Here is a 21,031-nt window from a genome sequence, read left to right on the forward strand (position 1 = left end):
TTTGCTCCTCCGTAGGGTGGATGCGAAAGCGAAAAGCTTTATGATGCAACATGCGGGATTCACCTCCTTTGGTGATTTTACGATAATTATAGAACTTATGTTCGCATTCATACACAAGAGATGCTGATTCATCTCCCCCTTATCGAAGAGGGAGTCTTCTCAGCCTTAACGATAAAGCCGCTGAAGAAGCTTGGCTATGAAAAGTTTTCTTGAGTATATGCCGCCCAAAACGTTAAAGTCAATGCTTTTCCCGTCAGCCGGATGCGGCCCGTGAAATCCTTACGTTCGTCCGTATTACCTGCTACTCACGAAACGGGAGGAATTCGCGATGCTTAAACTCCAGCTCCTGATTAGCGCCTGCTGCATTTTGCAATCTCAGCAGCGTGTTGTCCAATTCCAATCGAAACGTTTCCGTATCCGCATAAGGCGGCTGCCCGGGGTGTTCTTGATACGCCCCACTGCGTACAAATCGCTCTGCACCTCGGGTGTTCTCCGCTTCCTGAGCTCCTCGTCCGCATACGGCTCCGCCGCTTCTTTGCCGATCCGTTTGGCTAACTGAAGAAAAAAGCGCCGACCCTGGGCAGGTCCACGCTTAGCAGCATATGACGATGTGCCGGGAAAACGAGCCTTTGCGCACAACGCATCGGTCCAGAACGGCGAACCCGGCCTGCCCGGCGAGCGTCTCCACCGGTTCGGTGGACACGATAACGGCCCGCTCCGCCAGCCGCCGGACGTTCCCGAGCAGGCGAAGCTGTTCTTCCGGCGAAATGACCGAGCACAGGTTGTACGGCAGGTCGAGGACGGCGGCATCGTACCGGCCGCTCACGTCGCCGATATCCGCCACGCGGACGACGTCCGGCAGCCCGAAGTGAGCGAGGTTCGCGCGGGCGCCGCGGACCGCAAGCGGATTGATGTCGGAGCCGACGATGTCGATCCCCATCGAGAGCGCCTCGATCAGCACCGTGCCGATGCCGCAGCACGGATCGATCGCCCGGATGCCGGCAGGCTGTGGCACGGCAAGGTTGGCTACCGCCCGGGCGACCCGCGTGCTGAGGGCGGTGGAATAATTATGCGGCTTCCGGCTGTGCTTCAGCCAGACCGCTTCGTTCTGCCGGCAGGGGCCGAGCACCCAGCGCCCTTCGCCGGTGCAGGCGAAGCCGAGCAGCCAGTCCGGCCGGCGCATGTCGGCCCGGCCGCGGATGCGCGCGCCGAGCTCCCGCTCCATGGCTCGCTGGTCCTCGTACGCGGCATAGCAGCCGGCCTTGACAAAGACGACCTTGAACGAGCCGCCGTCCAGCTCCAGCATCCGAGCCAGCTCCCCGAGCTCCTGCAGGCTGTCAGCCTCGCACAGCACATCGACGCGCTGCTTGACGAACGGGCTGCGGCTCGGATCGACGTCTGTCGGACTCTCCAGCCAGCCGTCCCGCGCTTCCGCGCCAAGCAGCGTGCGCAGCTCAAGCGCGCACAGCTCCGCCTCGTCCTCGTGACAAGCATAAGTATACAAGTATGACACCGGTCTCGTACCGGACAATTTCATGGACAGGTCTCCCCTTATTTTTTGCGCAAGCCTTCGAGTCTGGTTGTAATCTTATCAAAGGGAGCGGCCGTATTCAAACCGAAAAAGGCCGATCCCGATCCAGATAGATTTCACGCCCAATTCACTATAACCAAATTTTCCATTCCTTACCGTAAGCGCTTCATTGCATAATAAGTTCCATAGTCGATCGACTGAACATAAAGAAGAGGTGACGGAATGTCCATTGAACTGCGGCCCTTGCGGCTGCCGGATGATTACGAAGCGATAGCGGCACTGTTGAATACCTGCTGGTCGGAGCCTTGTACGGCCCAAAGGCTGGAGGAGGACGATGCCAAGCTCTATACGGTCGGCCATACGTATCTCGATGAGAACGGTCTGCTTGCCGGTTATGACCGCACACGGCGCGTTGCCGTTACGGAACAAGATGTCATTGTCGGATACGTCTGGTCTTGGCGGGCGCCATGGACAGAGCCGGGGCATCTCAGTAACACGCTTATTGTAGCCGGAGAACACCGCCAGCAAGGAGCCGGTCAGCTGCTGCTCGAGCATGTCATCGATTGGGGAACCGCTCTCGGAGCAACGACCCTCGTCACGGACGTCTGGGACGATCACCCGGATGCGCTGCAATTTGCCGAGCGCCGGGGGTTCACGGTCGAACGGCACGCTTTTCAATCGGTGCTGAAGCTGGATCGGGTTGATCCGATTCGCCTGCGCGAGGCTGAAACGCTCAAGCTGCTGGAGAGCGAAGGTTTGCGGTTCCTGACGCTGGCGGACGAGCCCGGCGAGGAGAGCGAGCGGAAGCTGTACGAACTGTACAAGGAGACGCTGGTAGACATTCCGGGGTATACGGGAGAGGTTCCCGGCATTCAGGAATGGCGGAAATGGTACCTTATGGCCGAAGGCTACGCACCGGAGCAAGTGATCATTGCAGCGGACGGCGACAACTATGTCGGAGTAACCAACGTGCTTCACAATCAGCTGACCAACGGGATGTACCACGAGTACACAGGCGTGAAGCGGGCTTACCGCGGGCGCAAAATTGCGCAGGGCTTGAAGATCAAAGCCATGCTCTTGGCCAAGGAACGGAATGCCGCCTATATCCGCACGGACAACGATTCCATGAACGCGCCCATGCTCCGGATCAATCGCAGCTTGGGCTATGAGCCGCTGCGGGGGAATTACCGGTTAACCGCCAAGCTGCGGGATGTGGCGCGGATCGCGGCCCGGAATTAGATTGGACAAAAAAAATTGGCCCTGCGCATAAAGGCATACGCAAGGCCAATTTTTCATAAAGTTCCGTATTCACAGAGAGTTCTCTTCCCTTGCTTACGGGAACTTCATAATTCCCATCACGTGATCCAGAGGAATATAGCCGATGTTTCGGCTGTCGCTGCTGTTGTTCCGATTATCCCCCATCACAAAAATGTGCTTGTCAGGAACCGTCCACTTCCGGTTCGAGCTAAACATCATAGCCTCTTTCATGTAAGGCTCCTTCAGCGCTTCCCCATTCCGGTAAACTTGATTTTCCTTGAACTCCAGAACGTCGCCCGGTTTGCCGATGACTCTTTTGACATAAAAAACGTGCTCGTCCGTGTTCCCTCTGAAGTATTGCACCATGGGATTCTCCACGATGCTGTCCGTCAACGTTCGTTCCCGGTTAACCCGACTGTCGATCACGACGATATCGCCGTACTCCGGCAAATAAGAAAAGGTATGGGATAATTTCGAAACGTAGATCCTCTGATCGTTCTGCAAAGTAGGTTCCATAGAATGCCCTTCGACCTTGTAAGGCTGGAAAATAAAGATGCCGATGACCAAGGACAGGACAAAAGCCATGGAGAATGCGCCAATCCAGTTTCCAAGTTCTTTGAGTGCTTTCATCAGGCGGCCGTTACCTCCCTATATGTATTATTATTTGCCATTATGCTGGAAATGTTTTGAAAATGCAAATTTTTTGACGCAGCGTATAGCGCTTTCTCTTTACCGCGAAGAAAAACAAGACCCTGGCGTCCTGTCTTTCTCCAGCCGTACAGCCCGGTTTGCGTGCCGATTTACTGAATCCTTGCGTAAGGCGAATCCAAGTGTCCGATTTCGTCGCTGATCGCTTTCATTTTCGCATCCAGCTCGACGGTTAGGTGAGCGGCAGACAGCAGCTCCTGCTTTAGGCGGTCCGGAATATCCTTGTTGTACTTGTAAAAAATTTTATGCTCCAGGCTGGCCCAAAAATCCATCCCCAGCGTGCGCAGCTGGATTTCGGCTTTGACCAGCTGCGTACCCTTGGAGAGCAGTACCGGAACTTCGACGATCAGATGCAGGCTCTGATACCCGTTCGGCTTCGGATTGCGGATATAGTCCTTGCATTCGATGATCTTCATGTCGTGCCGGTTGTTCAGAATCTCGTACAGATCGTAAATGTCGCTCAAAAACGAGCAAATAATCCGAACGCCGATAATATCGTTCAAATGGTCTCGCGCTGCGACAAGGCTGATCGGCAGCCCTTTGCGCTGCAGCTTGTTAATGATGCTCTCGGGCGATTTGATCCGGGTCTTGATATGCTCGATCGGGTTGTAGTTGTAAACGTGCATGGCCTCTTCGTTAATATGCCGGATCGTCGTGCTCAACTGCTCCATCGCAAACTTGTAAGGCAGGAACATCTCTTTCCATTCGCCGGCCGCTTTCAATTTATCGATCATAGTCTGGTCCCTCGTCAATTAAGTATTAGATTAGACCACCTAATGGAGTCCTCTTTTATCATAAAAAATTATGGCGCTCGAAGCAATTTTGTGAAAATAATGTGGACAAAACTCCGCCCTGTCCGATGGCCCGCAAACGGCAAAAACCTCCGGCAGACGGCGTGGAGCCGTCTCCCGGAGGGTACCTGTTAAAGCTTCAAGCTGACGATCAGCATAACAGCCAGCGTTAGCGTCATGAAGCCGGCCGTCGCGGCTACATAGCCGCCGATGCGGGCCGGGGCGGCCGCCCCTGTCCCTTGCCCGTTCTCGGCGTTCAGCCGCTTCTTCAACCGGCTGCCGAGGATACCGGTCAGAATGACCGCGAGCAGGATGACCATCCCGCCGCCTTTTTCCATGACCTGCAGCCATAGCGGCTTGCTTTGCGCAGGAATATTCATTTGGACGATCATGACGACGCCCGAGATCAGAACGATAAGCGCGCTCGGATGAGCGATTGTGCTGATTACGCGAAGCGTTTTGCGGGCCAAGGCGCGCAGCTCCACGGAACCGGGTCTTTGGTTAAACAGCGGCAGCATGACGACCGCCGTCAGGCCCGAGCCGATCCATAGGGACAAGCCGGTCAGGTGCAAAAACAACAGAAAGCCGAACATGAAGATACCTCCTTCAATTCATTTATCGTCGTCTAGTCTAGGATGAGTGAACCTGCGGGCTCTGTGCACTCGACGGCTTCCGTTTCCCGGTTAGCACCATAATCGAGGGCAGCAGCAGCCCGCGGACGAGGAACGTATCGATCAAGATCCCGATCGTCATCGTCAGCCCGAACAGAAACAGCTCCTGCAGCGGCTGGGTCATCAGCACTCCGAAGGTCGCCGCGAGAATGAGGCCCGCGGAGGAGATCACCCCGCCCGTCAGCGATACGCCGCGGCTGACCGCTTCGCTCCAGCCCGTCTTGCGCGCCTCTTCCTTCACCCGGGAGACGAGCATGATGTTGTAATCAACACCCAGCGCGACGAGGAAAACGAACGTATAGACCGGCAGCCGGTAGCTGATCGCGTCATACCCAAGCAAGCCATGTGCGATGGCCCAGCCGAGCCCCATCGTTGCCGCGTAAGACAGCAGAATCGTCAGCATCATGTACACCGGCATCAGCAAGGAGCGGGTCTGAAACCCGAGCATGACAGTAATCAGCAATCCGATCAGCGAAAACAGGACAAGTGTATCCCGCTCGTTCATCGCTCTGACATCAAGCTGCTGCGCGGTTTGACCGGCAAAATGCAGCGAATCGCGCAGCGGATCGAAGCCGCTGTCCTTCAGCATCGTCTCGCTATTCCCCCGCCACGCGTTCAGTGCATCCAGCGCCGCGGGATCGTACGGGTTGCCCTTCACAAGCAGCTGCAGCCGGACGGACTTCTTATCCTGCGACAACGCGTTCGCAGGCCATTCACCTCGCGCCGTGTCCGGCTTGGGCCCCACGCCCGTCTGCTTGGCGAGCAAGCCGGTCAGCGAGGTCAGCTTCTCCCGGAACTGCGGCTCCTCCGTCAGCGGACGATCGGACTGCAGGATGACCGTAACCGGCGCCAATTGGCCCGGCGGATACGACTGCTCCAGCAGCTCGAACCCTTGCCGGGAGGACGCCGTATCCGGGAACGACTTCAGCAGATTGAACGAATATTTCATGCCGCCGATATTGAACGAAGCGAACAGCAGCAGCACGGTGAGGATGCCCGCTGTCATGCCGGGGCGTCTGGCGACCAGCGAGCCCGCCTTGGCCCATAGGCCCGCAGGCCGGGTTTCCCGCTCTTCCAGCTTCGGAACGAAGGGCCAGAACGCTTTGCGCCCGACCAGCGTGAAGACGGCTGGAATCAGCGTCAGTCCGCTCAGCAAAATGACGACCATGGCCACGGCAAATACCGGCGCAAAATAGTGATACGGCTTAAAGACGGCCGCGAACAGCACAAGCATGGCAACGAGCACCGTTCCGCCGCTGAACAGAATCGGCTCCGCCACCTGATTCATCGCCAGGCGCATGGCGTCGTGCTTCGAGCCGACCTTGCCGAGCTGCTCCCGGTAACGGGAGAACACGAACAAGCAGTAGTCCGTTAAGACCGCGAACAGCAAAATCATCATAATGGACAGCGCCTGCTTATCCACGACGAGCCAGCCGTTCTTGGCGGACAGCCCCAATACCCGGTCCACGGCCTCGTATACGACGCCCGAGATGACCAGCGGAAGCACCGCGAGCAGCGGCGAACGGTAAATGAGCAGCAAAATGACGAGAATTAATCCGACCGTCGCGAGCATGAGCACGAAATCGGCATTTTTGAACAGCGCTATTGTATCTGCGGCAATACCGGCCGGCCCCGTCATTTCAAGCTGCAGCTCCCCAAGGCCGAGCTTCCCGGCCTGCTCCCGGATCTGCTTCAATGTATCGTAGATCCGGTCCGACTCCAGCCCCTTCTCCAGCGTTACGTTCAGGAGCAGCGTCTTGCGGTCCTCCGAGAACAGCCGGTCCTGCGCCGCTTCGGGAAGCCGGTGGAACGGCAGCGCTCCGGTGACGTGCTGCGGCTTACTATCGGAGGCGAGCCATTCGCTGAGCTGGCGGATGTTGGCCCGCTCCTCCGCGGTAATCGCCTGCTTCCCGTGCAGCACCAGCAGGGCGGTTAAGCCATCGGCGGACGGAAACTGCTCGTCCATAATTTGCTGGGCCGCCGCAGACGGCGTATTTTCTTTGACGCTTCCTTCTCCGCTGCTGATGGCGAATTTTTTGGCGGACGGCGCCGCCGCGGCCAGCACAACGACAAGCAGAAGCCAGCCGGCGACGATGCTTTTGGCCCCTTTGGGGCTGCTTACCCATGAGGAAAATGTATGCAAAGCGCGAAGCATTTTTTCAATTCAACCTCCTGTCCTCGATCTCACTTCGGATTCTAGGACAGAAATATGAATGGAAGATGAATGAGAGATTACGATTTATAAACGGGGCAGCCGGACGGTGAATACCGTTCCTTCGGAGACGCGGCTGTGTACGTCGATCGTACCTTCGTGGAGCTCGACGATTTTTTTGACAATGGCGAGTCCCAGACCGCTGCCGGAGCGGGAACGGGTTCTTGCTTTGTCCGCTTTGTAGAAGCGGTCGAAAATATGAAGCAGCTCGGACTCAGGAATACCCATACCCGTATCGGAAACCCGAACGATGATGTCTTCCTCCACCGAAATGCCGATAGTCAGCACGTCGCCGGAATCCGAAAATTTGATAGCGTTCGTTATCAAATTAAGCCATACCTGATGCATCAGATCGCGGTCGGCATGGACGACGATCTCCGGAAGATCCAGCTCGACGACGATGCCTTTTTCCATCCACTGCCATTCCGTCACGAGCACCGCCTGCCGAAGCTGCTCGTCCAAGCGGAAGCTCGTTTTCTTGATAACGCCCGTTTCTTTGTCCAAAGCGGCGAGCGTCAGCAGCTGCTTGCTGAGCGACGAAAGCCGTCTGCTCTCCTCCTCGATAATGTGCAAATACCGCTGCGCTATCTCGGGCGGCAATTCCCCTGACTGGATCGCTTGGGCGAAGCCCTGGATCGACGTTAACGGGGACTGGATTTCATGGGAGACGTTGGCGACGAATTCCTGCCGCATGCTGTCGAGCTGGCGGAGCGCTTCGGCCATATGCGCGAAGTGGCGCGCCAGGTTGCCGATTTCGTCGGCGCGCGCAACGTCGAGCCCAATCTCGTAATTTCCTCCCACAATGCGGGTGGTCGCCTCCGTCAGCGCTTTGACCGGCTTGACGATATACCGCGTACAGACGACGATGAGCAGCATGCTGAATACAAACGTCGCCGCGAGCAGCACCGCCATGAGCAGACGGACCTCCCCGATCTGCTGCTCCAGGGCCGGCCGCAAAAACAGCGCGTGGCGTTCCCCCCGGATATCGATCGGGATGCCGACCGTGTTGCGCAGGCTGCTTTCAAAAAAGCCTGTAATCGTCAGCAGGCGGGGCTCCTCCGTGATGCCGCGGTAGATTTCGCCGTCCAGCACGCGGCGGATTTGATCCGGCGCGCTCTGCGTATGCCGGAACGGCTCGCCGTAGAAGACGCCCGGCCCCTTGCCGTCCGCAAGGTACATTTGAAAGCCCAACTGTGCGATGCTGCGAAAATAGCCGTCCGGATCGGTATCCGGCATCCGCTCGAACAGCGTCCGGATTTCTTTGGCGACCTTCATGATCTTCTGTTCGTTATATTCCCGGATCTGGGTCCGGTAATACACGTTAGCTACCAGCAGGGCAAACACGCCGCTAACCATGGCGATCAAAATATACGTTGCGACGATCCGCACATACAGCGTCTTCATTCGCCCTTCACCTCTAGCTTGTATCCCAAGCCGCGCACCGTTGTGATGACAAAATCGTCCGTCACCGGAGAAAACCGCTCCCGCAGCCGTTTCACATGAACGTCGATGGTCCGGCTGTCGCCTTCGAAGTCGGGGCCCCAGATGAGCTGCACCAGCTGCTCCCGGGTAAAAATACGCCCCGGATAGCTGGCCAGCTGGCACAGCAGCTCGAATTCTTTGAGCGGGAGCGTCATCGTCCGGCCGCCGACCCGGATCTCGTAGCTGCTGCGATCAATGACCGTCCCGTTTAACCGGATTTTCGCCGACGACACCATCTGGTACCGCCGCAGCAGCGCCTTGATCCGAAACAGCAGCTCCTTTGGCTCGAACGGCTTCACGACGTAATCGTCGGTTCCCGACAAGAAGCCTTTTTCCTTGTCCTCGACTTCGCCTTTGGCCGTCAGGAGAATGACGGGAATGTCATAGTGCCCGCGAATATCGTGGCACAGCTCCCAGCCGTCCTTGCCGGGCATCATAATGTCTACGACCGCCAGATGGATCTGTTCGCGCTCCATCAGCTCCGCGGCGGCCAGCCCATTGTCCGCTTCGTAGACGACATAGCCTTCCCGGCTTAGAAAAAAGCGGAGCAGCTCGCGAATATGCGCGTCGTCATCCGCCACCAATATATGTACTCTCAAGTCGATTCACCTGCCGATGGGAAATACGTTCCGTCAATCCGCCAATGGCTGCGAATCGTTTGACGGATCGTTTCACTCTCATCATGCCCGATTTGCCTTCCGTTTTCAAACGCGTGGAGAAGAGCGATGACTGAGGGTATAGATTTGACGCCGTTTCCTCTGCGCTGCTTATGATTTCGTTTTTGTTATCACAGTTACAATCTCATGATGAATATAATGAATGGACAATACAGGAGGGAGGGTTCGAGGCTTGGCTCCTTCTATAAATCCAAAAGTGCAAGAAAATACGTTTCTTTCCCCTTTCCAGTCTGCACGTCAGGTCAAAATTTTGGCGGTCGGTTCCGGATCGTTTCTGCTCTCGTTAGTTACAGCTTTGTTCGAATCCGGATTATCCAAGTTCGACGTTTTGCTTACAGACTCCGCGGCTGCCCATCGGCAGCGGCTTGCGGAATGCGTTGAGCAAGCCCGTGCGGCGCATCCCGAAGCCTCGGCAAAGGAGATCGACTTTCCGAAAAACGCGGAGAGTCCGTGGAGGGAGACGGTTCGGCCGTACGATGCCGTCTTGTTTGTTTCCCAGAAAAGCCGTATCGAAGAACTTCAAGTTCTTCATGCGGCTTGCAGGGAAGAGAAGAAAGCGTTTCTTCCCGCCATCCGTGCGGGGCAAGTGGGTTTGGCGGGTCCGTTGGTACATCCGGATTCGGAGGGGTGTTGGGAATCGTCCTGGCGGCGCATTCATCAATGCGCTCTTATTAAGGATGCTCACTCGCAACCTTTTTCTTCCGAGGCTGGGGCGTTGCTCGCGAATGTGATCGCATTTGATTTGGCAAAAGCGGTTACTGGAGCGGCCAAACCGGAATTGAAGGATCAAATTTTTTGTCTTGATCTGCGGACGTTGGAAGGAAGCTATTATTCGTTTATCCCCCATCCGCTTGTTACCGGACATCGTCCCATAAAACAGATTCAAAATCTGCATGAACAAATCGGACGGAGCACGGGCAGGAATGCATCGAACGGGCTGTTTTCTTTCTTCAGCGGATTGACATCGGCGGTATCGGGGATTTTTCACACTTGGGAGGAGGGAGAACAGGGGCAGCTTCCGCTTTTCCAGTGCCTTGTTCAGCCGGTTGACCCGCTATCGGATGGTCCGGCTGACCTGCTCCCTGAAATGGCGTGTGCGGGTTTTACTCATGGCGAGGCCCGGCGGGAAGCGGGATTGTCCGGGATCGAAGCGTATGTCTCAAGATTGGCAACCCGAGCTCTTACGACTCCCGCCTCGAATCAAAGCTCTGATTACCATAAAATCGGACCGCAGGAACATGTGGGAATCGGAGCAGGGGAAACGATCGATGAAGCCGTTTGCCGCGGTTTGCAACAATGGCTGGAGGAAGATTTGGCAAGGCAGGTATCGGCAGGTCAGAAGCCTTCCGTTATTCCGGCGAAGCTTGGCGAAATGGAGGATGAGCGCTGCCGATATTACTTGCAGGCATTAACCGAAATGCAAGGAACACCGGTGATTGGGCTGGGCGAGGAACGCTTCGGTTTTCCTGTGTTCTGGGTCGGCGCTAACGGCTGTTGGTACGGTTGTGCGGGCTTGAATACGACATGGGCCCTGCGGCTGTCGCTGCAGCGGGCATTGTTGAGAGCGCAAAACGAGTCCACTAGTCTCGTTGCGCAAGGGGTAGAGGCCCCTTCCGTACATTTGGAAGAAAAGGCTTCGTCGAGCCTTGTGATTCCAACGGGGGAAAGAAGCGCGCAAGCGGAGATTCTACAGCTTTCTCTGCAGGCTTTGAAACGGAACCGTAAGCGGCTTTTGATCTTCGACATGGCGATGGAACCGTTTTTGAGAGAGGGGCTGGGCGGGGTCGTTGGCGTGCTTGTACGAGAGGAGGATGCCCTGTGAAAAAGCTTATTACAGTAATTGGAGAGGGGCTGCTCTCCGACTTCGTATACAGAGAATTGGTTAACCAATACGAGATCATTCGCCTGGCCCGCTTCGATGAAGACGTACCGCAAACGGCGCAATTGGCTTTGTTGCTGTACGATGACTGGCGTCCTTCCGAGTATCGGATGGCCGAAGAGGTTCTGCAAAGCTCCGGCCTCCCTTGGCTAGGCGGTTTTATTTCGTATGACAAGGGCATCGTGGGGCCGTTGGTACGCCCGGGTATACCCGGATGTGCCCAGTGTGCGGTGAGCAGGAGACAAATGGCCGGACACGGCAGCGAGGCCATCCCGGAACGGCTGAAACTTCTCCTGCAGGGGGAAAAGCCGAGCGGCGCGCCGGTTTCGCGTCTGGCGCTCTTCCAGATGGCGTGCCTGATTGCGGCGGAAGCGCGGAAAGTACTGCGGGGGAGGGAGTCCCTCTTGGAAGGCCGGATATTCTTAATCGATCTGAAAACGTTGAAGAGCTCGCTCCACTCTTTTCTTCCCGACCCGTTCTGTGAGATTTGCGGCCGGCTGCCCGATGATTCTTCCGAGGCGGCCCGCATCTTATTGCGGCCGAATCTGAAGACAGACGCCAACCGTTACCGTTGCAGATCGTTGGAGGAATTGAAAGAAGTATTGACCATCCATTACCTGGATGACCGAACCGGCTTGCTGAACGGGAAAACGGCCAATCTCGAATCGGCATTCGCTAATGTGATGGTAAATCTTCCGGTGTTGATCGGAAAAGATATATTGTCAGCCGGCCGGACTCATTCTTATGCAGAAAGCGAGCGTACCGCGATTCTGGAGGGCTTGGAACGGTATTGCGGCATGCTGCCCCGCGGCAAACGGACCGTAGTGCACGACAATTACCGCAAATTGGCGGAGCAAGCGCTTGACCCTGTTACGGTCGGAGTCCATACGGAGGAGCAGTATGCGCTGCCGGATTTTCCGCTCAAGCCGTTTGATCCCGACCGTCCGATCGATTGGGTATGGGGCTATTCGTTTTTGCAAGAACGCCCCATTCTGGTTCCGGAATCACTTGCTTATTACTGCGTGGATACCGGAGATCGTTATGTTATTGAAACCTCCAATGGCTGCGCCCTGGGCGGGAGCTTGGAAGAAGCCATTTTATACGGTATTTTGGAAGTGGCGGAACGTGATTCGTTCCTGATGACCTGGTACGCGCGCCTGCCTATCCCGCGCCTTGATCCTTATTCCGCTGGAGACAGAGAATTGCGGCTCATGATTGACCGTTTGCGGGCAGTAGCCGGATACGATATATATTTGTTTAATTCGACGATGGAGAGCGGGATTCCGAGCATTTGGGCGCTGGCGAAAAACAGGAACCCAACGGGAGCAAATGTCTTCTGCGCGGCTGCAGCTCATTTGGACCCGTTACGGGCTGCTAAAAGCGCGATTCATGAGCTGGACGGCCTGATACATTACTTGGGCACAACCTTTGAGACGAACCGCGAAGAGATCATCCGAATGTACAGCGATCCTTCCTTGGTGACGGAGATGGAGGATCATCCCCTGCTGTACTGTGCGCCTCAAGCCGAGGAACGCCTGCGTTTTTTGCTGGATGAGCATCGTCCGCTCCGAACATTCGACGAAGAATTCGAGCGAAAGACGGGGCATGCGGATTTAACCGACGATTTGAAGGATATTTTGCAAAAGTTACGGCACTTGAATCTTGATGTCATTGTTATCGACCAGTCAACGCCGGAAACGGTACGAAACGGATTGTATTGCGCGAAAGTATTGATTCCGGGTATGCTGCCGATGACGTTCGGACATAACTTTACTCGCTTGGCAGGCCTTGAAAGAGTATTGAAGGTGCCGAAGGAACTCGGATATACCAAGCAATTGTTATCGATTGGACAGCTCAATCCGCACCCGCATCCGTTTCATTAGGCCTTCAATTGAGGACGAAGCACGGGGAGCCGCTTTTGCGAAAATCGTGGATGATTTACCGGAAGGAGCCCTTGCATATTTCGTTGATTAAAGCGTTTGTCGACTTTATCAAAGAGCTGAAGCTGATGTGATGGAATTTATCGAATTCGATAGAAATTGTTTATGTCTGCTCGATTAAACCAAAAAAACGGACCCGGACCAAGCTCATGGTCCAAGCCCGTGTATGGTTTTACCCGTTCGCCGGCTGCTTGCCGCGGAGTCGGGGCGCCGGTTCGCGGTCCGTTTCCGCAGCTTCCTGCGGCTTCGGCCCTTGGCCGCCGCTTCCGGTACGTAGCGGAATTTCCTTCAAGAAGAACGTCAGCACAAGCGCGACCACCAGCAGCGCAGTCCCCGCCAAAAACACATTGGCCAGCGAGTAACTGAGCGCCTCGCGAAGCGAGTCGATCATCTGGCTGAACACCGTCTGCAGCTCCGGCGGCAGGGCTGCCTGAATCTGCGCCAGCTTCGGCTGATCAAGCAGCATCTGCGGATTGTGGAACGCGGCGAGCTTCTCGGCCACCTTCGGATCAAGCTTGCTCAAGTCGACGCCCCGCCCGCTGGCCAGAATTTCCTGCAGCTTGTTCGTCATACCCGTCGACATGACCGTTCCCATGACGGCAATACCGATCGTGCCGCCCAAGCTGCGGAACAGCTGCGAGGAAGCCGTGGCGACGCCAAGATCCTTCGGCGATACGGCATTCTGAACGGTCAAGGAGAAGACCGGCATCCCAAGCCCCAGACCGAAGCCGAACACGACCATGCTGAGCACCGTCACCGAGATCGTATTCATGTAATGCATGATCATCATTCCGATAACCATAATGGCAAGCCCGATAATCGCAATCCGCTTGTATTTGCCCGTCTTCGTGATTAATTGCCCGCTGATCGAGCTGGTGACGACCATGCCGATAGACATCGGCATCGTCACATAACCGGAGTAGGTCGGCGAAATGCCCATCACGCCCTGAACGAAGAACGGCGTATACATGAGCGCTCCCATCATCCCGGCGTTCATGATAAACCCGATAACGTTCGAGATCGTCACAATCCCGTTTTTGAATAACGAGAGCGGCAGCACCGGACTGTTCACTCGGCTCTCGATCCATAGGAAAATAACCAGCGCCGCCAATGTACAGGCAAACAAGCCGATAATTTGCGGCGAGCCCCAGGCATACTTCGTGCCAGCCCACGAGAACGCGAGCAGCATCGGCACGATCGTCAACGTAAGGAACAGCGAGCCGAAATAATCGATCGATTCCGCCGGCTTGCGCTCCACCTTCGGGAACATCGTCAGAATCATGATGAAAGCGACAATACCGAGAGGCAGGAAAATCCAAAATACCCAGTGCCACTCCAAATGATCGACGATATAGCCGCCAAGCGCAGGACCGACGACACTTGCGAACCCGAACACCGACATCATGATCCCGGACCATTTCCCGCGCTCGCGGGGAGCGAACAAGTCGCCGACGGCAGTAAATGCCGTTGCCATGATGATCCCGGCGCCCAGCCCCTGAATACCGCGGTACGTAATCAGTTGAAAAATATCCGCAGACGTCCCTGCCATAAGGGCGCCAATCATAAATAAGACGATCCCCGTAAGAATAAACGGCTTCCGCCCGTAAATATCGGACAGCTTGCCGACCAGCACCGTCGCGATTGTCGAGGTAAGCAAATAAATCGTGATGACCCATGTATAGTAGTCCATCCCGCCAAGCTTGGCGATAATCCGCGGCAGAGCCGTTCCGACGATCGTCTGGTTAATGGCCGAAAAGAACATCGCCGCGATAATGGCGATCATAATCGTGATTTTGCGTTTATACGATAAATGTTCCACGTTACCTTCTTACTCCTCTCCCAAATGTTCCATGTTGTTCAGCATCCGGTTAAAGAATCGGAGATGCTCCCGGATCTCCTCCTCCGACAAACCGGCGAACAACGATTCGACCAGCTCCGTCTGCTGCTCTCCGAGCTGCCTTAGCTCGCTCAAGCCCCGTTCCGTTATTTCCAAATAAACAACCCGCCGGTCGTCTTCCCCTCGATACCGCTTAGCATACCCCTTCTCTACCAATTTATCGGCCTTGGCGGTAATCGCCCCGGATGTCAGCTCCAGCGCTTCAGCCAAGTCGGATACCTTTTGCGGCCCTCCGCGCAGCTGCCGGAGCACCATAAACTGGGCCATCGAAAGCGATTTGTCGATATGCCGGCTCCACAGGTACGACATTTCTTTGACGACCTTCCGGAACGTGCGGGCCAGTTCGGTTTTTAATTGATGCTCCTCATTCATGAAAATCACTCCTCTCGTGTCAAAAGATGCCTTCCAAAGAAGGTGCTTTCAAAGTAAAACCATTAAATCACAAAATAATTTACTAATAAACAATTAAAATATTTACTTATTATACACCAAAGGCAATCGTTTGTGAAATATTTTTGAAGCTGCTGGAAAAATTGGATAACCTTCTCCCCCCTACTCCTTCCTTCCTCCCCGAATTAAGGAATAAAAATATCAAATGTAACAAAAATTTTAGAGGTGCGCATTCCAATCCGAGGGAGAGGTAGGACGATGCCGTTATTTTCTCGAATTCGAAACCGAAGTCTTAAGCTTCCCGGCCAGACGTCCGATTCGCCTTCCCATGAGGCTCCTCAAGAGAGCCCCGAGCCTCCCCTGCCGCTCGATGGCTGCGCTGACCTGGACATCCGTCTTCATTGGTTTCAAGCCCAGCTCGACAATTGCTCCGACGCCGTGTTTCATTCGTTTTCCGCCGGGCCGGACCAACGATGTGCGCTTATTTACATTCGGGGAATGGTCGAACAAAAAACGTTGGAGGAAAACGTTTTAAACGTCCTGCTGTCTATGCAGGCCGACGATGCGGCCGCGTTCCGCCGCGATATCCTCGAGCGGAAGCGCTTGCCCATGCCGAACCCGACGGTGACGCTTTCCTTGTCGGAAGGTCTGACGGCCTTATTGGACGGCCATGCCCTGCTTCTCATGCAGGACGAGCCCCTGCTGTTGGACTTCGCCGCTACTTACTTCGAGAAGCGGGCGATTGAAGAAGCGCCGAACGAAGCGTTGATTCGGGGGCCGCGGGAAGCGTTTATCGAGAACTTGGAAGTCAACCTCACGTTGATCCGGAGGCGATTGAAAACGCCGGCGCTGAAGATCGAAACGGTCAAGGTCGGCGCCCGTACGCAAACGGACGTGGCCTTGCTTTTTTTGCAGGACGTCTGCAAACCGGAGCTTATCGCCGAAGTCAGGCAGCGGCTGGCACAGATCAAGATCGACGGAGTACTGGGAAGCAGTTATTTGGAGGAACAGATCGAGGACAATCCTTATTCCCCTTTTCCGCAAATGCAGTATACCGAACGTCCCGATGTCGTCACCGCCGCACTGCTGGAAGGCCGGGTCGCCTTGATCATGGACGGAACGCCCATTGTCGTGCTCGCGCCGGTCTCCCTGTTCATGCTGATGCAATCGGCCGAAGATTATTATCAGCGTTACATCGCTTCCACCTGGATTCGGTGGATCCGGTTTTTGTTTTTGTACGTTTCGATGCTGCTGCCTTCGACCTACGTAGCTGTTACAACCTTTCATCCGGAAATTATCCCATCCCGGCTCTTGATCACCGTCGCTTCGTCCCGGGAGGTGGTGCCTTTTCCGGCGCTGATCGAGGCGTTCATGATGGAGATTGCCTTCGAAGCGCTTCGGGAAGCCGCGGTCCGTATCCCCAAATCGATCGGCCAAGCCGTTTCGATCATCGGAGCGCTGATCATCGGAACGGCTGCGGTTCAAGCGGGAATCGTATCTGCAGCCATGGTCATCATCGTCGCGCTGACAGGCATCGCTTCTTTTATCATCCCGCATTACGACTTGGGGCTGGCCATCCGGCTGCTGCGTTTTCCGATCATGATTCTGGCCGGGATGTTCGGCTTGTTCGGCATCGCTTGCGGCCTGCTTCTCGTCTATCTGCATCTTCTCTCGCTGCGCTCCTTCGGGCTTCCGTATCTTGCTCCGCTGGCTCCCCTTGTGCCGTCGGATCTGAAGGATACGGTGGTCCGGACTTCGTGGCGCATGATGAAGTTCAGGCCTTGGCTCATCTCGGCCGGGCGGCCCTCCGAACGAATGAATGTCCGTTCGCGGAAGCCGGAGCAGGAGGGCGGCAACGATTGAAATTGCTTAAATACGCGCTTGTCCTCAAAATGAAAGCCGCCGGCTCTCTCTGCCTCCTTGTGCTGCTGACCGGCTGCTGGTCTTCTGTGGAGCTTAACGACCGTTCGTTTGTCCGCGTCATGATCGTGGGCAAGGCCAAGGAGGGCATCGAGCTGAGCCTGGGCTTTCCTTTGCCGAACCGCATGATCCCCGGCATGGTGGGAGCAGGTTCCGGGAAGGGGAAGCCGTACGTTTTTATCACCAAAACAGGGGGCGACATCGGAGAAGCCTACCGCAAAATTCAGTCCGATCTGTCCCGGAAAATTACGTTCGGACAGGCGAGCACCGTCATCGTCAGCGATGATTTCGCACGGGAGGGCATCTCCAATCTGCTTGACTTTTTGGCCCGGGAGCCAAAATTCCACGTCAATGCCAATGTGTTCGTTTCTTTTGGAAAGGCCGACGATATCGCTTCGGCCCCTGCGGTATTCGAACGGTTCCCCGTTGATATTTTGACGGGATACGTTAAGCAAAACGTCACTTTACGAACGACGGTGAAAGATTTTTTAATGGCCAGGTACTACGGAGGGGACGTTCTCGTGCCTTCGTTAGTTTTTACTTCGAAGAAAATCGCCGACGAGCAGAAGCCTACCGGCAAATGGATGGGCACTGACGGAGCGGTTGTGTTCAAGCAAAACAAAATGGTCGGGACGCTCGATACGATGGAGATGCGGGGAGCCCTGTGGGTCACGGGGCAGCTGCAGGACGCGGAAATCAGCGTGCCGTCTCCGACAGACGGGAAGCTGGTCAGCTTTATGATCGAGCAGATGCACAGCAAGATCAAACCGGTGCTAACCGGGAATGGCATAGCCATGCATATCACAACGAAAGCTTCGGCAGAAATGCTGGGGTCTGACTCCCGTCTGAATACGGAGGACCGGAAGCAGCTATCCGAATTAGAGCAGCGGCTGGATGCGCTGGTAGAGCAGCGGATGAACAGCGCAATTGCCAAAACCAAGGAAGTCCGGGCCGATGCTTTCCAATTCGCCAAATATATTGATTGGAACTATCCGCGGCTGTGGAAAAGCATGAAGCCTCAGTGGAGGGAATGGTACCGGAATCGCCTGAAACCGGTCATACAAGTGAACATCTCGATTAAACGTTTGGGAACGGTCCAGCAGTCCGCCACGCATACGGAGGAGACAGAATGATTGGGATCGCACTCGTATACGGCTGCATCCTGCTATACGAATGGAAGTATCTTGCGTCACGCAACCGGCGGCGCCGGACTTATTTCGTCGTGCTTGGGTCTTTGGCCGCGATGTTCCTCGGCCTTGAGGCGATTTATGTATTCAAGGAAAAATGGGCGCTGGTCAACGTCGTAGAGACGGTATTCGGACCGATCCAAAAGCTGCTCTTTATGAAACAGTAACGGAGGGAACAAGGCATGGGGAAAGTTACGCAGTTGCAAATTTATATGCTGTTCTCCTTGTATTTGTTCACCACGATCTTGGGCTTCCGGATCGGTTCCATCGTGAAAATCGCCAGTTATTCGACCTGGCTCTGCATCCTGATCGGCGGTTTCCTGGGTTGGGCCCTGGCCTATGCCTCCTATCGGCTTGCGATGAAACGTCCCGCCGAGCATTTTGTCCTGTACGGGCGACATATTGTAGGCAAATGGCTGCACTACCCGATCGTGCTGGCCATGGCCCTTTTCTTTGTGTTTACTGCGGCCGTGCTGCTCCGGGAGCTGCAAGACTTTCTGATCCAGATTTATTTGCTGACCACCCCCTCTTGGGCAGTGTCCGCACTTTTCGCCTTTTGCATCGCCTGTGCCGTCCGGTCGGGAATCGGGGTCATTTTCCGAAGCGCGCAGGGGGTATTTTTCATGAGCATTGCGGGCATCCTCATCGTCCCCCTCTTCGTGCATAATGAGGTAGACCCCGACATGACTGTCGCTCTTTGGAATCATTTTAATGTTCCGGGCCTTTGGGACGGTTCGCTTTTTGTCGCCTCGTTGTACGGGGAGACGGCGTTTATTCTGTTTCTGTTCCCTTACTTCGCCCGGCAGCGCAAGACGATGCGCTCGCTGGCGGCGGCCGTCGTGACCTCGGTGATCATTATCCTGAGCAACTTTATTCCAGCGCTGCTTATTTTCGGTCCCGATCTGATGGGCAACCTGACGTACCCCGAGCTGGAGCTGATCCGGTACATCCGGCTCGGCGCTTTTTTGGAAAATTTGGACCCTTTGATCATCGTGTTATGGCTCGTCAGCTTGTTTGTGAAAATCAGCTTGCTCCTGTTCCTTGCGGTGAATACGCTTGCGCAAACCTTCTCGCTAACGGACCATAAGCCGTTTACGTTGTCCGTGACGGCTTTGATGGTTGGCTTCTCCTTGTACATGGCGGAGACTACGATAGATATCGCTCAATTGGGCAAGAAGGGAATGATCGCCTTCCTCCTGATTGTCGAAATGATCCCGCTCTTATATTTGGCGGTTGACCTCATCCGGTCGCTGCGTCATCGGAACCCGCATCAAACCTAGACATTTCCTGCAAATTTATGCGTTTGTCCGTTACGCGGTACGGGCAGCCGAATACACTAGGGGTAGACTCCAACTCCATACCATCACGAATGGGAGGAACCCCGTGTGGCTCACCGAACCCTCAAAACGAGATATCGTCTCCTGGCCCGCCGTTACGGACTGCAAATCAAGCGAATCATCCCATACCATTCGCTTTATAAACGCAATGCCGCTTACCGCGCAATCACCGATCGGGGCGACTTCCTGCTGAAGCCGTTTTGCCAAAGCCGCCTCCTTGGCCGGCGCACCCCCAAGCAGCAAATTGAACGCATTTCCACACACATCCGCACGCTGAAGGAGGCCGGCTACCCACACCTGCCGAAGTGGCTGACAACGTCATCCGGCCGTTACTGGACCAGCTATCAAGGCAGACCCTACTATTTGACGGAATGGATTAAAGGCCGGGAGCTTCAAAACGATGTACAAGACTATGACAGCCTTGGAAAAGCATTGGCCGGACTTCACAATGTCTGCCCAACCACCCGTTTTCCAATGTCCCACTTCACGTTAAAGGAAGTCGGCTCCATGAAGTGGCAGGATGCCTTGTTTCGCCGTCAGCTCGTGCGGTTGGATAGACGGCGAGGCCGATGGTTTCAAAAGCATAAGGCCGAATGCATCGCCTTGGCGGACGAGGCCTGGAGAATTATAGAGACGCCGGAGATACAGCGGCTCATCTTGATGGAGCATGAGCACCCCACCCTCATTCACAGCGATGTTACTTTTCCGAACGTCATCATCCGGCCCGACAGGCTGTTCCTGATTGATTGGGACCGGGTACGGCTTGGATCAATTTATCTGGAAATTGCCAGAACGCTGCAGAATACCGCGCTTTTCGAACCACAGCGCATGGAAGCGCTGCTGCGCGGATATGAACAATTCAGACCGCTGCTTCCCGAAGAACGGCTGCTGATCAGCGCCTTTTTCCGGCTGCCGCGCGAGGCTTGGTTTTCCGCAAAGCGCATCGTGCTTGGCCGCAGTCGAAACGCGAGCCGCGTAGTGACAAAAACATGGGCCCGGCGTTTGAACGCTGTTGGCTGGATGGATCGTTGGGCCCGGGCAACTTCAGCGCCGGAAGCATCAGACCATAGTCCCCTGGAGGGGGCGGGGATAAACGAAGAAGGCGAACCGGCTGCGATGTGAATCGCTGCGGTTCGCCTTTGTTTGGAATCG

Annotated in this window: 18 protein-coding genes; 9 read left to right on the plus strand and 9 right to left on the minus strand. The window is 55.4% G+C overall.

All coding sequences use genetic code 11. The features are described from left to right. The first annotated feature begins 328 nt into the window (after positions 1-328). Positions 329-559, plus strand: coding sequence for a hypothetical protein (locus PEL01S_RS19980; RefSeq protein ID WP_063179245.1), 231 nt, complete (start codon positions 329-331; stop codon positions 557-559). A gap of 33 nt (positions 560-592) precedes the next feature. On the opposite strand, the gene PEL01S_RS19985 is transcribed toward PEL01S_RS19980, so the two are convergent. Beyond that, positions 593-1,537 carry a TRM11 family SAM-dependent methyltransferase gene (locus tag PEL01S_RS19985; protein ID WP_063179243.1) on the minus strand — a complete coding sequence of 315 codons (945 nt, stop codon included), beginning with the start codon at positions 1,535-1,537 and terminating at the stop codon, positions 593-595. Positions 1,538-1,753: 216 nt separating this feature from the next. Here PEL01S_RS19985 and PEL01S_RS19990 point away from each other — a divergent pair, with 216 nt between their 5' ends. Continuing rightward, the gene (locus PEL01S_RS19990) at positions 1,754-2,770 is read left to right on the plus strand and encodes a GNAT family N-acetyltransferase (RefSeq protein WP_127461553.1); all 1,017 of its coding nucleotides are present in this window, start codon (positions 1,754-1,756) and stop codon (positions 2,768-2,770) included. A gap of 93 nt (positions 2,771-2,863) precedes the next feature. On the opposite strand, the gene lepB is transcribed toward PEL01S_RS19990, so the two are convergent. The 6 genes from lepB to PEL01S_RS20020 all read right to left on the minus strand — a co-directional run bounded on the left by lepB (position 2,864) and on the right by PEL01S_RS20020 (position 9,251). After that, the gene (gene lepB, locus PEL01S_RS19995; protein ID WP_127461554.1) at positions 2,864-3,418 is read right to left on the minus strand and encodes a signal peptidase I; all 555 of its coding nucleotides are present in this window, start codon (positions 3,416-3,418) and stop codon (positions 2,864-2,866) included. 170 nt (positions 3,419-3,588) lie between these two features. After that, the gene (locus PEL01S_RS20000) at positions 3,589-4,230 is read right to left on the minus strand and encodes a GTP pyrophosphokinase (RefSeq protein ID WP_063179239.1); all 642 of its coding nucleotides are present in this window, start codon (positions 4,228-4,230) and stop codon (positions 3,589-3,591) included. Positions 4,231-4,418: 188 nt separating this feature from the next. Further along, entirely contained in the window at positions 4,419-4,880 is a 462-nt protein-coding gene (locus PEL01S_RS20005; RefSeq protein ID WP_127461555.1) for a hypothetical protein, read from the minus strand. 37 nt (positions 4,881-4,917) lie between these two features. Next, positions 4,918-7,113: an MMPL family transporter gene (locus PEL01S_RS20010; protein WP_127461556.1), complete on the minus strand. Its 2,196-nt coding sequence runs from the start codon at positions 7,111-7,113 to the stop codon at positions 4,918-4,920. Between the two features lie 84 nt (positions 7,114-7,197). Beyond that, positions 7,198-8,574, minus strand: a complete 1,377-nt coding sequence (locus PEL01S_RS20015; RefSeq protein ID WP_127461557.1) for a sensor histidine kinase — start codon at positions 8,572-8,574, stop codon at positions 7,198-7,200. Beyond that, positions 8,571-9,251 carry a response regulator transcription factor gene (locus PEL01S_RS20020; protein WP_063179231.1) on the minus strand — a complete coding sequence of 227 codons (681 nt, stop codon included), beginning with the start codon at positions 9,249-9,251 and terminating at the stop codon, positions 8,571-8,573. The genes PEL01S_RS20015 and PEL01S_RS20020 overlap by 4 nt, the downstream gene beginning before the upstream one ends. Positions 9,252-9,501: 250 nt before the next feature. On the opposite strand from PEL01S_RS20020, the gene PEL01S_RS20025 reads away from it, so the two are divergent. Further along, on the plus strand, positions 9,502-11,151 hold the full coding sequence (locus PEL01S_RS20025) for a bacteriocin maturation protein (protein ID WP_239551371.1): 1,650 nt from the start codon (positions 9,502-9,504) through the stop codon (positions 11,149-11,151). After that, on the plus strand, positions 11,148-13,091 hold the full coding sequence (locus PEL01S_RS20030; RefSeq protein WP_127461559.1) for a TOMM precursor leader peptide-binding protein: 1,944 nt from the start codon (positions 11,148-11,150) through the stop codon (positions 13,089-13,091). The genes PEL01S_RS20025 and PEL01S_RS20030 overlap by 4 nt, the downstream gene beginning before the upstream one ends. 229 nt (positions 13,092-13,320) lie before the next feature. On the opposite strand, the gene PEL01S_RS20040 is transcribed toward PEL01S_RS20030, so the two are convergent. Together PEL01S_RS20040 and PEL01S_RS20045 are read right to left on the minus strand one after the other, a co-directional pair. Then, complete coding sequence (locus tag PEL01S_RS20040; RefSeq protein WP_127461560.1) at positions 13,321-14,967, minus strand: MDR family MFS transporter; 1,647 nt, start codon at positions 14,965-14,967, stop codon at positions 13,321-13,323. A 9-nt stretch (positions 14,968-14,976) separates the two neighbouring features. Beyond that, complete coding sequence (locus tag PEL01S_RS20045; RefSeq protein ID WP_127461561.1) at positions 14,977-15,417, minus strand: MarR family winged helix-turn-helix transcriptional regulator; 441 nt, start codon at positions 15,415-15,417, stop codon at positions 14,977-14,979. A 276-nt stretch (positions 15,418-15,693) separates the two neighbouring features. Here PEL01S_RS20045 and PEL01S_RS20050 point away from each other — a divergent pair, with 276 nt between their 5' ends. The 5 genes from PEL01S_RS20050 to PEL01S_RS20070 all read left to right on the plus strand — a co-directional run bounded on the left by PEL01S_RS20050 (position 15,694) and on the right by PEL01S_RS20070 (position 21,001). After that, a complete protein-coding gene (locus PEL01S_RS20050) occupies positions 15,694-17,298 on the plus strand; it encodes a spore germination protein (RefSeq protein WP_127461562.1) in 1,605 nt (534 codons plus the stop codon). Continuing rightward, complete coding sequence (locus PEL01S_RS20055; RefSeq protein WP_127461563.1) at positions 17,295-18,488, plus strand: Ger(x)C family spore germination protein; 1,194 nt, start codon at positions 17,295-17,297, stop codon at positions 18,486-18,488. The genes PEL01S_RS20050 and PEL01S_RS20055 overlap by 4 nt, the downstream gene beginning before the upstream one ends. Continuing rightward, complete coding sequence (locus PEL01S_RS20060) at positions 18,485-18,709, plus strand: hypothetical protein (protein ID WP_127461564.1); 225 nt, start codon at positions 18,485-18,487, stop codon at positions 18,707-18,709. Before PEL01S_RS20055 ends, PEL01S_RS20060 begins: the two co-directional genes overlap by 4 nt. Positions 18,710-18,724: 15 nt before the next feature. Then, positions 18,725-19,822, plus strand: a complete 1,098-nt coding sequence (locus PEL01S_RS20065) for a GerAB/ArcD/ProY family transporter (protein ID WP_127461565.1) — start codon at positions 18,725-18,727, stop codon at positions 19,820-19,822. A gap of 105 nt (positions 19,823-19,927) precedes the next feature. Continuing rightward, positions 19,928-21,001 (plus strand): phosphotransferase, encoded by a 1,074-nt coding sequence (locus PEL01S_RS20070; protein WP_127461566.1) that lies wholly within the window; start codon positions 19,928-19,930, stop codon positions 20,999-21,001. Positions 21,002-21,031: the final 30 nt, after the last annotated feature.

This window comes from Paenibacillus elgii NBRC 100335 (assembly GCF_004000865.1).
GTDB lineage: Bacteria > Bacillota > Bacilli > Paenibacillales > NBRC-103111 > Paenibacillus_G > Paenibacillus_G elgii.

What these genes read in the sequence shown, in the direction of transcription:
- PEL01S_RS19985 (WP_063179243.1), bottom strand. Translation starts at nt 1,537, where the DNA reads ATGAAATTGTCCGGTACGAGACCGGTGTCATACTTGTATACTTATGCT.
- PEL01S_RS20005 (WP_127461555.1), bottom strand. Translation starts at nt 4,880, where the DNA reads ATGTTCGGCTTTCTGTTGTTTTTGCACCTGACCGGCTTGTCCCTATGG.
- PEL01S_RS20060 (WP_127461564.1), top strand. Translation starts at nt 18,485, where the DNA reads ATGATTGGGATCGCACTCGTATACGGCTGCATCCTGCTATACGAATGG.
- PEL01S_RS20045 (WP_127461561.1), bottom strand. Translation starts at nt 15,417, where the DNA reads ATGAATGAGGAGCATCAATTAAAAACCGAACTGGCCCGCACGTTCCGG.
- PEL01S_RS20000 (WP_063179239.1), bottom strand. Translation starts at nt 4,230, where the DNA reads ATGATCGATAAATTGAAAGCGGCCGGCGAATGGAAAGAGATGTTCCTG.
- PEL01S_RS19980 (WP_063179245.1), top strand. Translation starts at nt 329, where the DNA reads ATGCTTAAACTCCAGCTCCTGATTAGCGCCTGCTGCATTTTGCAATCT.
- PEL01S_RS20050 (WP_127461562.1), top strand. Translation starts at nt 15,694, where the DNA reads ATGCCGTTATTTTCTCGAATTCGAAACCGAAGTCTTAAGCTTCCCGGC.
- lepB (WP_127461554.1), bottom strand. Translation starts at nt 3,418, where the DNA reads ATGAAAGCACTCAAAGAACTTGGAAACTGGATTGGCGCATTCTCCATG.
- PEL01S_RS20010 (WP_127461556.1), bottom strand. Translation starts at nt 7,113, where the DNA reads ATGCTTCGCGCTTTGCATACATTTTCCTCATGGGTAAGCAGCCCCAAA.
- PEL01S_RS20065 (WP_127461565.1), top strand. Translation starts at nt 18,725, where the DNA reads ATGGGGAAAGTTACGCAGTTGCAAATTTATATGCTGTTCTCCTTGTAT.
- PEL01S_RS20015 (WP_127461557.1), bottom strand. Translation starts at nt 8,574, where the DNA reads ATGAAGACGCTGTATGTGCGGATCGTCGCAACGTATATTTTGATCGCC.
- PEL01S_RS19990 (WP_127461553.1), top strand. Translation starts at nt 1,754, where the DNA reads ATGTCCATTGAACTGCGGCCCTTGCGGCTGCCGGATGATTACGAAGCG.